General features: G+C 60.1%; 12 protein-coding genes. 6 read left to right on the top strand and 6 right to left on the bottom strand.

All coding sequences use genetic code 11. The annotated features are described in order from the left end of the window. Window positions 1-75: 75 nt before the first annotated feature. The 5 genes from LIS66_RS26655 to LIS66_RS26675 form a co-directional block, all read right to left on the bottom strand. Window positions 76-612 (bottom strand): DUF3299 domain-containing protein, encoded by a 537-nt coding sequence (locus tag LIS66_RS26655; protein WP_042608068.1) that lies wholly within the window; start codon window positions 610-612, stop codon window positions 76-78. A gap of 93 nt (window positions 613-705) precedes the next feature. Next, window positions 706-951, bottom strand: coding sequence for a GlsB/YeaQ/YmgE family stress response membrane protein (locus tag LIS66_RS26660; protein ID WP_016772475.1), 246 nt, complete (start codon window positions 949-951; stop codon window positions 706-708). Between the two features lie 112 nt (window positions 952-1,063). Further along, window positions 1,064-2,146 carry a 5-(carboxyamino)imidazole ribonucleotide synthase gene (locus tag LIS66_RS26665; protein WP_042608067.1) on the bottom strand — a complete coding sequence of 361 codons (1,083 nt, stop codon included), beginning with the start codon at window positions 2,144-2,146 and terminating at the stop codon, window positions 1,064-1,066. Between the two features lie 10 nt (window positions 2,147-2,156). Beyond that, window positions 2,157-2,648, bottom strand: coding sequence for a 5-(carboxyamino)imidazole ribonucleotide mutase (gene purE / locus LIS66_RS26670; protein ID WP_007920220.1), 492 nt, complete (start codon window positions 2,646-2,648; stop codon window positions 2,157-2,159). 330 nt (window positions 2,649-2,978) lie between these two features. Continuing rightward, window positions 2,979-3,887, bottom strand: a complete 909-nt coding sequence (locus LIS66_RS26675; RefSeq protein WP_083353846.1) for a LysR substrate-binding domain-containing protein — start codon at window positions 3,885-3,887, stop codon at window positions 2,979-2,981. A 180-nt stretch (window positions 3,888-4,067) separates the two neighbouring features. Here LIS66_RS26675 and aspA point away from each other — a divergent pair, with 180 nt between their 5' ends. From aspA to LIS66_RS26690, 3 genes are all read left to right on the top strand, one after another. Further along, window positions 4,068-5,492: an aspartate ammonia-lyase gene (gene aspA, locus LIS66_RS26680; protein ID WP_016772472.1), complete on the top strand. Its 1,425-nt coding sequence runs from the start codon at window positions 4,068-4,070 to the stop codon at window positions 5,490-5,492. Between the two features lie 498 nt (window positions 5,493-5,990). Then, a complete protein-coding gene (locus LIS66_RS26685; RefSeq protein ID WP_042608066.1) occupies window positions 5,991-7,439 on the top strand; it encodes an alanine/glycine:cation symporter family protein in 1,449 nt (482 codons plus the stop codon). A 170-nt stretch (window positions 7,440-7,609) separates the two neighbouring features. Beyond that, entirely contained in the window at window positions 7,610-8,614 is a 1,005-nt protein-coding gene (locus LIS66_RS26690; RefSeq protein ID WP_227973322.1) for an asparaginase, read from the top strand. 72 nt (window positions 8,615-8,686) lie between these two features. On the opposite strand, the gene LIS66_RS26695 is transcribed toward LIS66_RS26690, so the two are convergent. Further along, a complete protein-coding gene (locus LIS66_RS26695; RefSeq protein ID WP_227973323.1) occupies window positions 8,687-9,118 on the bottom strand; it encodes a hypothetical protein in 432 nt (143 codons plus the stop codon). A 404-nt stretch (window positions 9,119-9,522) separates the two neighbouring features. Between LIS66_RS26695 and LIS66_RS26700 the strand changes: the two genes are divergently transcribed. From LIS66_RS26700 to LIS66_RS26710, 3 genes are all read left to right on the top strand, one after another. Next, the gene (locus LIS66_RS26700; RefSeq protein WP_065616391.1) at window positions 9,523-10,518 is read left to right on the top strand and encodes an AraC family transcriptional regulator; all 996 of its coding nucleotides are present in this window, start codon (window positions 9,523-9,525) and stop codon (window positions 10,516-10,518) included. A 256-nt stretch (window positions 10,519-10,774) separates the two neighbouring features. Further along, a complete protein-coding gene (locus tag LIS66_RS26705) occupies window positions 10,775-11,800 on the top strand; it encodes a histone deacetylase family protein (RefSeq protein WP_227973324.1) in 1,026 nt (341 codons plus the stop codon). Continuing rightward, a complete protein-coding gene (locus LIS66_RS26710) occupies window positions 11,797-12,891 on the top strand; it encodes a polyamine ABC transporter substrate-binding protein (protein WP_227973325.1) in 1,095 nt (364 codons plus the stop codon). The genes LIS66_RS26705 and LIS66_RS26710 overlap by 4 nt, the downstream gene beginning before the upstream one ends. Window positions 12,892-12,980 lie beyond the last annotated feature (89 nt).

Raw genomic sequence — 12,980 nt, forward strand, 5'->3', positions numbered from 1 at the left:
TCGCAGCCTTCGGCAGCTCCTACAGGGCGTACATCAATCCCATGTAGGAGCTGCCGAAGGCTGCGATCTTTTGCTTTAAAGGTCAGCCTCCTCCACCACCCGCACCTTATCCGCTTCCAGCGCATAGGCCGCATCCGCCAGGTCATTACTGACCTTTTCGATTTTCAGCGTGCCGGTCACCCAGAGCGGTGTATAGATGTCGTCCAGCTTCAAGCCTTTCGGATAACGCACCAGCACCAGTTGATTCGGCGGCGGTGGCGGCACGTGGATGCAGGCGCCCGGATACGGCACGAGGAAGAACAACGTGCTGCGGCCCTTGGCATCGGATTCCAGCGGCACCGGGTAGCCACCGAGGCGGATGTGCTTGTCGTTCATCGACGCCACGGTTTTCGTCGAATACATCACCGCCGGCAGACCTTTGGCCTGCTTCATACCGCCCTTCTCGGTGAAGGTGCCAGTGGCCTCGGGGGAGTTGTGGTCGATTTCAGGCATGGCCTCGAGGGCCTTCTGGTCCGACTTGGGCATCAGTTCCAGCCAGTCGGTTTCCGGCAGTTCGCCGGCGTGGGCGAGATAGCTGCCCAGCAAAAGGAGAGTCAACAGAAGACGGCGCATGAAGGTGCTCGGCAGGCAAGGGAATGAACGGTGAGTCGCCGCGCATTCTAGCCCTCCCGGCCGCGATGGCCGAGAGTGCTTTGTCGCTTTCGATCAGTTCTTTTTGATCAGACCGTAGATCACCAGCAACACGACAGCGCCGACCAGTGCGCCGAGGAATCCCGCGCCCTCGCCCGCCTGATAGATGCCCAGAGCCTGGCCGCCGTAGGTGGCCGCCAGCGAACCGCCGATACCGAGCAGGATGGTCATGATCCAGCCCATGCTGTCATCGCCCGGTTTCAGGAACCGAGCCAGCAGGCCGACGATCAAGCCGATAAAGATGGTTCCGATAATTCCCATGGCATTTCCCTCTGATTTGGTAGATATGCGAAAGCCTAGACAGACTTTGGCATCCTGCCATGAGAGAACGGCGGCCCTTGAATGGTTCCGCCGCTGCCACATGAAACCGTTTTTACTCGGCGATCAGCGCTTCGACCTTGATGATCTGCGCCTGTAGCGTGGCCATGTCGGCGCAACGCAGGTTGGCGTGGCCGACCTTGCGTCCGGCCTTGAAGGCCTTGCCGTAGTGATGCAGATGGCAGTCTTCGATGGCGATGACTTTCTCAACCGGCGGTACCACGCCGATGAAGTTGAGCATCGCGCTCTCGCCGACCTTGGCGGTCGAACCCAGTGGCAGGCCGGCCACGGCGCGCAGGTGGTTTTCGAACTGGCTGCACTCGGCGCCTTCGGTGGTCCAGTGCCCGGAGTTGTGCACGCGCGGGGCGATTTCGTTGGCTTTCAGGCCACCGTCGACTTCAAAGAACTCGAAAGCCATCACGCCGACGTAGTCGAGGTGCTTGAGCACACGGCTGGAATAATCTTCCGCCAGCGCCTGCAACGGGTGATCGGTGCTGGCGACGGACAGCTTGAGGATGCCGCTGTCGTGGGTGTTGTGCACCAGTGGATAGAACTTCGTTTCACCATCGCGAGCACGCACGGCGATCAGCGACACTTCGCCGGTGAACGGCACGAAGCCTTCCAGCAGGCAGGCAACGCTACCCAGTTCGGCGAAAGTACCCGCAACGTCTTCCGGCTTGCGCAGGACTTTCTGGCCCTTGCCGTCGTAACCCAGGGTGCGGGTTTTCAGCACGGCCGGCAGGCCGATGGAAGCGACGGCGGCTTCCAGATCGGCTTGCGACTGGATGTCGGCGAAGGCCGGGGTCGGAATGCCGAGGTCCTTGAACATGCTTTTTTCGAACCAGCGATCGCGGGCGATGCGCAGGGCTTCGGCGCTCGGGTACACCGGCACGAATTGCGAGAGAAACGCCACGGTTTCCGCCGGCACGCTTTCGAATTCGAAGGTCACCAGATCGACTTCATCGGCCAGTTGGCGCAGATGATCCTGATCGCCGTAATCGGCCCGCAGGTGTTCGCCCAACGCAGCGGCGCAAGCGTCCGGCGCAGGGTCGAGAAAAGCGAAGTTCATCCCCAGCGGAGTGCCCGCCAGAGCCAACATGCGACCCAACTGGCCGCCACCGATTACACCGATCTTCATCTCAACAACCTCAGGCAATACGTGGGTCTGGATTGTCCAGGACGCTGTCTGTCTGCTCGGCACGGAAGGTTTTCAGTACCGCGTGGAACTGCGGGTGCTTGGCGCCGAGGATGCTCGCCGAGAGCAGCGCGGCGTTGATCGCGCCGGCCTTGCCGATAGCCAGGGTGGCGACCGGAATGCCGGCGGGCATCTGCACGATCGACAGCAGCGAATCGACGCCCGAGAGCATGGCCGACTGCACCGGCACGCCCAGCACCGGCAGGTGGGTCTTGGCCGCACACATGCCTGGCAGGTGGGCTGCGCCACCGGCACCGGCGATGATCACCTCGATGCCGCGGCTTTCAGCCTCTTCGGCGTACTGGAACAGCAGATCCGGGGTGCGGTGGGCGGAGACCACCTTGACCTCGTACGGGATGCCGAGCTTTTCCAGCATATCGGCGGTGTGGCTAAGGGTGGACCAATCGGACTTGGAGCCCATGATCACGCCAACCAGTGCACTCATCGTCGCGCCTCTTCTCTCTGGAGCGCCCGCAGGCGCGTCATAAAACAACAAGCCACGCAGGTTGCGTGGCTTGATTGTGCGAAAAATGGCCGGACGTGCCGGCCGAAGGCCGCGCAGTATACCGCAAAGAAAGCAATAAACAGCCCCCGAAACGACCATCTGTCAAATGAGCGAAAGGCCCGGTTTTATTGACCTGAAGGTCAGCGCCGCAACACCACAAATCCCTGTAGGAGTGAGCCTGCTCGCGATGGCGGTGTGTCAGTCACATCATCGTTGAATGTGCAGACGCTATCGCGAGCAGGCTCACTCCTACAAAGGGTCCGCGTAGGGTCAGGAAGACTGTGCAGCGCCGCCTTCAAGCTTGCGCCACAGCAACCGCACGTTGGCCTTGCGCACCAGGGCGCAGCGGTACAGGCGGATCTCCAGCGGCACATGCCATTGCGGGCCGCCACAGACCACCAGTTCGCCGCGCGCCAGTTCGGCGCGTACGCTCAGTTGCGGCACCCAGGCGATACCCAGGCCTTCCAGCGCCATGCTCTTCAGGCTGTCGGCCATGGCGGTTTCGTAGATCGTGGTGAAGCGCAGCTGGCGCTGGCGTAGCAGGCCGTTGACCGAACGGCCGAGAAACGCCCCGGCGCTGTAAGCCAGCAACGGCACGCTCGCCTCACCTTCCAGATCGAACAATGGCTTGCCATCCAGATCCGCCGCGCACACCGGCAGCATCTCGGTCTGGCCCAAGTGCAGCGAGGGGAAGATTTCCGGGTCCATCTGCATCGCCGAATCCGGGTCGTAGAACGCCAGCATCAGATCGCAGCCACCTTCGCGCAGCGCATGCACGGCATCACCAACGTTGGTCGCCACCAGCCGCGTGGCAATGTTCAGCCCTTCGTTGCGCAACTGGGCGATCCAGCGCGGAAAAAAGCCCAGGGCCAGCGAGTGCGCCGCTGCGACTTGCATCACCTCGCCCTGCCCGCCTTCCAGATGATGCAGGTGGCGCAGCACTTCACCGAGCTGTTCGACCACGGTGCGCGCGGTCACCAGAAACAACTGCCCCGCCGCCGTCAGTTCGACCGGCGTGCGCGAACGATTGACCAGGGTCAGCCCCAATGCGGCTTCGAGGCTGCGAATCCGCCGACTGAACGCCGGTTGGGTCACGAAGCGCCGTTCGGCCGCCTGCGAGAAGCTGCGGGTAGCGGCCAGGGCACTGAAGTCCTCGAGCCATTTGCTTTCCAGATTCATCACGTCCTCCCGGACACGCACCAAAACAGGTCACACGTCTGCCGCACAGACGGCGTCACATGGGCATTATGCCGAATGTGCATAGGGCAGTGCTGAACAGCATTGGCCCAAAAATCCCCACAAGCCTAGCATTCGCAGCGTTCCGGCACAGACCGGGTCCTTATCGAGATGATTTCTATCATGTCCTCCGCTGCATCTTTCCGCACAGAAACCGACCTGCTTGGCGCCCTCGAAGTACCGGCCCATGCGTATTACGGCATCCAGACCCTGCGAGCGGTGAACAACTTCCGCCTCTCGGGCGTTCCGATTTCGCATTACCCGAAACTGGTTGTGGGCCTGGCGATGGTCAAACAGGCCGCCGCTGACGCCAACCGCGAGCTGGGTCACCTGAGCGAAGCCAAGCACGCTGCCATCAGCGAAGCCTGTGCCCGATTGATCCGCGGCGATTACCACGAAGAGTTCGTGGTCGACATGATTCAGGGTGGCGCCGGCACGTCCACCAACATGAACGCCAACGAAGTGATCGCCAACATTGCTCTGGAAGCGATGGGCCACGAGAAAGGCGAATACCAGTACCTGCATCCGAACGATGACGTGAACATGGCGCAGTCGACCAACGACGCCTACCCGACGGCGATCCGTCTGGGTCTGCTGCTCGGTCACGACGCGCTGCTGGCCAGTCTCGACAGCCTGATTCAGGCCTTCGCGGCCAAGGGCAAAGAGTTCGACCACGTCCTGAAAATGGGCCGTACCCAGCTGCAAGATGCCGTGCCGATGACCCTCGGCCAGGAATTCCGCGCGTTCGCCACCACCATGGGCGAAGACCTCGCCCGCCTGAAGACGCTGGCCCCGGAACTGCTGACCGAGGTCAACCTGGGCGGCACCGCGATCGGCACCGGCATCAACGCCGACCCGCGCTACCAGGCACTGGCGGTACAGCGTCTGGCACTGATCAGCGGTCAACCGCTGGTACCGGCCGCCGACCTGATCGAAGCAACCTCCGACATGGGCGCGTTCGTGCTGTTCTCCGGCATGCTCAAGCGCACTGCGGTCAAGCTGTCGAAGATCTGCAACGACCTGCGCCTGTTGTCCAGCGGCCCACGCACCGGCATCAATGAAATCAACCTGCCGGCGCGTCAGCCAGGCAGCTCGATCATGCCCGGCAAGGTCAACCCGGTGATCCCGGAGGCCGTGAACCAGGTGGCGTTCCAGGTCATCGGTAACGATCTGGCGCTGACCATGGCGGCCGAAGGCGGCCAGTTGCAGCTGAACGTGATGGAGCCGCTGATCGCCTTCAAGATCCTCGACTCGATCCGCCTGCTGCAACGCGCCATGGACATGCTGCGCGAGCACTGCATCGTCGGCATCACCGCCAACGAAGCGCGCTGCCGTGAACTGGTCGAGCACTCGATCGGTCTGGTCACCGCACTGAACCCGTACATCGGCTACAAGAACGCCACCCGCATCGCCCGTATCGCCCTTGAAAGCGGCCGTGGCGTGCTGGAACTGGTGCGCGAAGAAGGTCTGCTCGACGAAGCCATGCTCGCCGACATCCTGCGCCCGGAAAACATGATCGCTCCGCGTCTGGTTCCGCTCAAAGCCTGAGCCGACGCAAACTTGCAGCACCGCTCACCAGGTCGAGGGACTAGACACCTCTCACCTTTTGAGGGCTTGGGGATTTTGTCCCCGAGCCCTTTTTTTTAACTGTTTGAAGGACAAACGTCTTCTGTGGGAGTGAGCCCGCTCGCGATGAACGATGACGCGGTGTGCCATTAGAACCGCAGCGCCTGCATCGCGAGCAGGCTCACTCCTACAAAAGCCCGGCGCCGGTAATGCCGGGTGTTTCAACGCTTCGTTTCGTCGCTTGCACCACTACCGTGCAGACGGGCGCGCCACTGATCGGTATAGTGCCGCCCCTCTTCGCGTGAGCGGTCGTCGGTAACGAGGCCATTACCCATGCGAAACCCGAACTAATAACAAAACCCGCGATATGGATCCGGGACGAAACCTTCGCCTCACCCGTCGTGCCGCGCGCAGACCGGTGTAACACGATGTTTCTCCGATCCAGCATTTGCACCCACAAAAAACAGCGAGGAAAAATCCATGCTCGAAGTCATCAACGACTTCCTCTCAGGGAAAGTACTGATCGTGCTCATTGTCGGGCTCGGTAGCTACTTCACGATTCGCTCGCGTTTCGTTCAACTGCGTCACTTCTTCCACATGTTCGCGGTGTTCCGCGACAGCCTCAAAGGCAGCGCCGGGCAACTCAGCTCGTTCCAGGCCTTGATGCTCAGCCTCGCCGGCCGCGTCGGTGCAGGCAACATCGCCGGTGTCGGCATCGCCGTGACCCTCGGTGGTCCGGGTGCGGTGTTCTGGATGTGGGTGACCGCACTGGTCGGCATGTCCAGCAGCTTCTTCGAGTGCACCCTGGCCCAGGTCTACAAGCGCGCCGATGGCGACGGCCTGTACCGTGGCGGCCCGGCCTACTACATCCAGCATGGGCTCAAGCTCAAAGGCATGGCGGTGGTCTTCTCGATTCTGCTGTTGGTCACTTACGGCTTCGCCTTCATTGGCCTGCAGTCCTATACCGTGACCCACTCGCTGCAGAACGCCTTTGACTTCGACCCGCGCCACACCGGGATCGTCCTCGCGGTGCTGCTGGCCATCACTTTCATCGGCGGGATCAAGCGCATCGCTTCGGTCTCCGACCTGCTGGTACCGATCAAGACCCTGGCCTATATCGGCGTGACCCTTTATGTGATCGGCACGCAGATCGAACACGTGCCGGCCATGCTGGAAACCATCTTCAAGAGCGCCTTCGGCCTCGATCCGGCCTTTGGGGGCCTGCTCGGCAGCGCCATCGTCATGGGCGTGAAGCGTGGCGTGTTCGCCAACGAAGCGGGTCTGGGCAGTGCGCCGAACGTCGCCGCTGTGGCCGCCGTAAAGCACCCGGGTGCACAGGGCGTGGTTCAGGCTTTCAGCGTGTTCCTCGATACCTTCGTGATCTGCACCTGCACCGCGCTGCTGATCCTGCTGTCGGGCTTCTATACGCCGGGCTTCGAAGGTGACGGCATCGTCCTGACCCAGAACTCGCTGGCTGCCGTAGTCGGTGACTGGGGTCGCATGTTCGTCAGCGTCGCGCTGTCGCTGTTTGTCTTCACTTGCATCCTCTACAACTACTACCTGGGCGAAAACAGCCTGCAGTTCCTCAGCCGCAACCGCGCCCTGCTGATGCTGTTCCGTGGCCTGGTGCTGGCGTTGGTGGTCTGGGGTTCGATGCAGGACCTGTCGACCGTGTTCGCCTTCGCCGACATCACCATGACCTGCCTGGCCTTCGTCAACCTGGTGGCCCTGGCCATGCTGTTCAAGGTCGGCCTGCGCGTGATGCGCGACTACGACGAACAGCGCCGCGCCGGCGTCAAACAGCCAGTATTTGACTCCAGCAAATTTGCCGATCTGGATCTGGATCGCAACGCTTGGCCAGTCAACCCGCCAGCCGCTGCGGGCCAGACTGAAACTGCGCCGCAAGGCGTACCTGCAGCGCAACGCTGACAGGTGAATGACGGGCGCATCCGCTGCGCCCGTCAGTTATTGTGATGCAATAACTTGTAGGAGTGAGCCTGCTCGCGATAGCGATTGATCATTCAACATTTATGTTGGCTGAAAGACTGCTATCGCGAGCAGGCTCACTCCTACAATGTCATCTCTTGTGGAGACCTCAGATGATTGCCCATTCCTATCCCGCCGCCCAACACGTCATGGTGCTCTACACCGGTGGCACCATCGGCATGCAGGCCAGCGCCCACGGCCTGGCCCCGGCGTCCGGTTTCGAAGCGCGGATGCGTGACTACCTGCACAGCCAGCCTGAGCTGGTGGTGCCACAGTGGCAATTTCGCGAGATGTCGCCGCTGATCGACAGCGCCAACATGACCCCGGCCTACTGGCAGCAACTGCGCGAAGCGGTGGTCGATGCCATTGACGTAAAAGGCTGCGACAGCGTGCTGATCCTGCACGGCACCGACACGCTGGCGTACAGCGCCGCGGCGATGAGTTTTCAATTGCTCGGTCTGCACGCCCGCGTGTGCTTCACCGGTTCGATGCTGCCGGCAGGCGTGACCGACAGCGATGCCTGGGAAAACCTCGGCGGCGCGCTGGTTGCCCTCGGCCAAGGCCTGGCGCCCGGCGTGCATCTGTACTTCCACGGCGAACTGCTGGCCCCGACCCGTTGCGCGAAAGTGCGCAGTTTTGGCCGTCATCCGTTCAAACGACTTGAGCGTCAGGGCGGTGGCCTGAAAGCGCCTTCGATTCCAGCGTCGTTGAACTACAACCAGACGAAGCAACTGGCCAAGGTAGCGGTGTTGCCACTGTTCCCGGGCATCAGCGCCGAGGTGCTCGACGGCCTGCTCGACAGCGGCATTCAAGGTCTGGTGCTGGAGTGCTACGGCAGCGGCACAGGGCCGAGCGACAACCCGCAATTCCTCGCCAGCCTTGGCCGCGCGCGGGATAACGGCGTAGTCGTGGTTGCAGTCACGCAGTGTCATGAAGGTGGCGTTGAGCTTGATGTGTACGAAGCGGGCAGCCGCTTGCGAGGTGTGGGCGTACTGTCCGGTGGGGGCATGACCCGCGAAGCGGCGCTCGGCAAGTTGCATGGTCTGCTTGGCGCAGGGCTTAACACACAGGAAGTTCGTCAACTGGTTGAGCTGGATCTGTGTGGAGAGCTGGTCTGACCAGCGCTGTCCAATACACTTCTCATCATAAATAAACCTTCCTGCAAAATTGATGCAGGAAGGTTTAAACAATTAATCTAAAGTAACTTCGAATTTTCCGCTGGTGAGTTTGGAGTTACCGTCTCTATCGCCTTGAACATTATCCAGCAACCCAGCTATCTTTTTACTGCCCTCTTGCCACTCCACTCGAATCCAGCCCTTTGTCGCCACCCACTCTTGCACAGAATCCTGAAACAACAAATAAACAGGGTCGCCGTGCGCTACAAACTCCACTTTCGTATTCAAATAAGCTTTGCCGATTACCACGCCGATAATATTATTGCGGCCCGGATCTCCGCCGCTCATATCGAAGTCGAAAACAATATCATTAGCACGAACTTCGGCGTGAATGACGGGAAACGTTTGCTTGTGACCGTCAACCTTCACAGTAATCTGGCCTTGAAGCGCCTTCTTGCTGCCTTTGAAAAATTCCAGCGAATATTTTTTAGCTTGTGAACCGCTCATTTAAATCTCCTTATCGACACATTGGTCAAAATTCATATTTACTGAAAACTCGCAACATCCACTAAACAATTAGCGACATCCACTGGCAAACTAGACCCGACTTATGTAGCTGTCAAAAAAAATACCTATAAATAAAAATATTCGACAAACGGTTAACAATTCGCCAAAAACCTGTGATTTCTGACAGTAGACCAAGCGCAGCTTAATATTTAGAATTGTCATGGGCCATGTCCTGCTCTGATTACTCAACGGCTTAAAGGCAACTTTAAAAACATAACTTGCAACTTGCAAATCTCTCGTCAGAGATTGGAAGTTTAACTTCCAATATAATCTCGACATTACAAATTATCTTGAGCGGCACATAAATTGCTGGTGTATCCCCATCCATGATCGGGGAACTTCTTATGCTCCACTCCCACCTCACCACCCTCAACGCGGTCTCGCTGATCCTCAACACCTTCAAGGCCGAAGGCCTGTCGAGCGAGGCGTTGCTGGCTGGCAGCGGCATCGTTGCGGCAGATCTGCAGCGGGCCGACACGCGCATCACCACCCATCAGGAGATGCAGGTCTGCACCAACGCGGTCGCGCTCAAGCGTGACATCGGCCTCGAACTGGGCCGGCGCATGCACGTCTCCTGTTACGGCATGCTCGGTTACGCCCTGCTGACCTGTGCCACCTTCGGTGACGCTTTGCGCCTGGCGATCCGTTATCCGGCGCTGTTGGGAACGCTGTTCGAACTGAGCCTGGAAGACGATGGCGAGCAGGTATGGTTCGTCGCCGCCGACTATCGCGAGAGTCCGGCCATGGCGGTGTTCAATGCCGAATTTTGTCTGGTGTCGCTGAAAGTCATCTGCGACGACTTACTCGGCCATGCGCTGCCACTGCGCGCTACGCGTTTCGAGCACGCCGCGCCGGATTACCGTGAAAGTTATGCTGAACCTTTCAACTCGCCGCTGCAGTTCTCGGCCAAGGACAACGCCTTCGCCTTCGACCGCCACTGGCTGGATCAGCCGTTGCCGCTGGCCGACGCTATTACCCATCAGGCCATGGCCGAACGTTGCCGCAAGCAGAATCTGGAGTTCACCGGACGTCAGGCCTGGCTGGGGCGGATTCGTCAGCTGCTCAGCGCGCAATTGAATGCCGCGCCGGGACTCGAAGGGCTCGCGCAGCAGATGAAGTGTTCACCGCGCACCTTGCGCCGGCATCTGAAAGACATGGGCAGCAGCTATCAGGAACTGCTCGATGAATTGCGTTTCGAGCGGGCCAAGCAGATGTTGTGTGAGGATCAGTTGCCGATCTATCGGATCGCCGAGACGCTGGGCTTCAGTGAGACCGCCAGTTTCCGCCATGCCTTTGTGCGCTGGAGCGGCGTGGCGCCGAGTCAGTTCCGGCCGCATTGATCCTCCCTGTAGGAGTGAGCCTGCTCGCGATGGCTATTTATCATCCAACACATTCTTTGCCTGACGGACCGCTATCGCGAGCAGGCTCACTCCTACAAGGGTTCGTAATTCACCCTTGAGCCAGCGTTATCAAGGGGCGAATTGCGGTCAGAGGTTTTGGCCATTTCGATCCCCTTTTGGCCGCTCCCGACGTTCCCCGATTCACCTCGCCCCGCAACACTGAAGACCACCGAATCAGCCCTGCGGAGAACAACAAATGCTGACGATCTACTCAGACGATCACCACTTGCACCATGGCCGCTGTGAGCTCATCGATGGCCAGCTCAAGCCATGCTTCGAGATGCCCTCTCGTGCCGACCACGTACTGCAACGGGTGCAGAAGCAGAATCTCGGTGCCGTCGAAGCGCCGAAGGATTTCGGTCTGGAGCCGATCGCGCGCATTCACAGCCGTGACTATCTGGAATTTTTCAAAGGTGCGTGGGATCGCTGGACCGCGTTCAACACCGACGGCGACCTGCTGCCCTACACCTGGCCGGCGCGCACGCTGCGTGCGATCAAACCGACCAGCCTGCACGGCCAGCTCGGTTATTACAGCTTCGACGGTGGCGCACCGATCACCGCCGGCACCTGGCAAGCGGCCTACAGCGCAGCGCAAGTGGCCCTGACCGCGCAAGCGCAAATCCAGGGTGGCGCCCGCGCGGCCTTCGCCCTGTGCCGTCCGCCGGGCCATCACGCTGCCAGCGAGTTGATGGGCGGTTATTGCTACCTCAACAACGCCGCCATCGCCGCGCAAGCGTTCCTCGATCAGGGTCACCGGAAAGTCGCGATCCTCGACGTCGATTACCACCACGGCAACGGCACCCAGTCGATTTTCTACGCGCGCAGCGACGTCCTGTTCACTTCGATCCACGGCCACCCGGAAGCGGAGTTTCCGTTCTTCCTCGGCTACGACGACGAGCGCGGCGAAGGTGCCGGTGAAGGGTTCAATTTCAATTATCCGCTGCCGGCCGGTTCCGGCTGGGACGTGTGGAGCGCGGCGCTGGATCGGGCCTGCGATGAAATCGACAATTATGGCGCAGACATCATCGTCGTCTCCCTCGGCGTCGACACGTTCAAGGACGACCCGATCTCGCAGTTCAAACTCGACAGCCCGGATTACCTGGCCATGGGCAAACGCATTGCCGCCCTTGGCAAACCGACCCTGTTCGTCATGGAAGGTGGCTACGCCGTTGAAGAGATCGGCATCAACGCCGTGAACGTGCTGGAAGGTTTTGAACAATGAAAAAGCGACTGATCGCCTCGGCGCTGTGCGCGGCCATACTGAGCGCCGGCGCCCACGCCGAAGAACGCACACTGCGCGTCTACAACTGGTTCGACTACATCACCCCCAAAGCGCTGGACGAGTTCAAGGCACAGAATGCCCAGACCAAACTGATCTACGACATCTTCGACACCAACGAAGCACTCGAGGCCAAGTTGCTCACCGGCAATTCCGGCTACGACGTGGTAGTGCCGTCCAACGTCTTCCTCGCCAAACAGATCGAGGCCGGAGTATTCCAGCCGCTGGATCGCAGCAAGCTGCCGAACTGGAATCACCTTGATCCGAAACTGATGAAGCTGATCGAAGCCAATGATCCGGGAAACAAATTCGCCGTGCCTTACATGTACGGCACCATCCTGATCGGCTTCAATCCGGCCAGGATCAAGGCAGCGCTGGGCGACAACGCGCCAGTGGACAGTTGGGACCTGATCTTCAAGGAAGAGAACATCAGCAAGCTCAAGCAGTGCGGTGTCGCCCTGCTCGATTCGCCGTCGGAGATTCTGCCGCTGGCCCTGCAACACCTGGGTCTGGACCCCAACAGCAAGAAACCGGCGGATTACGCCAAGGCCGAAGCGCTGCTGATGAAGATCCGCCCCTACGTGACCTACTTCCATTCCTCCAAATACATGGCCGACATCGCCAACGGCGACATCTGCGTGGCCGTCGGTTATTCCGGCAGCTTCTCGCAAGCGGCCAACCGCGCCAAAGAAGCGAAAAACGGTGTGGTGGTGGACATGCGCCTGCCAAAAGAAGGGGCGCCGATCTGGTTCGACATGCTCGCCATCCCCAAAGGTGCGAAGAATACCGAGGACGCCTACAGCTTCATCAACTATCTGCTGCAACCTGCGGTGATCGCCCCGGTCAGCGATTTTGTCGGATATCCCAATCCGAACAAGGACGCCACCGGTCTGGTAAATCCGGCCATTCGCAACAACCCGAACCTGTACCCGACCGATGCGGCGATGAGCACGCTCTACACCTTGCAGCCGCTGCCTCGGGATGCCGAACGCGCACGAACGCGGGCGTGGACCAAAATCAAATCCGGAACCTGATCCCCTTACCGCCTCCAGGACCCGCGCACGCGGGTCTTTTTTTGCCCGGCAGATCTATGTACCGCACGCGCGAACGTGGCGCCTTTTAA

Source organism: Pseudomonas sp. HN2 (assembly GCF_020736465.1).
Classification (GTDB): Bacteria; Pseudomonadota; Gammaproteobacteria; order Pseudomonadales; family Pseudomonadaceae; genus Aquipseudomonas; species Aquipseudomonas moraviensis_A.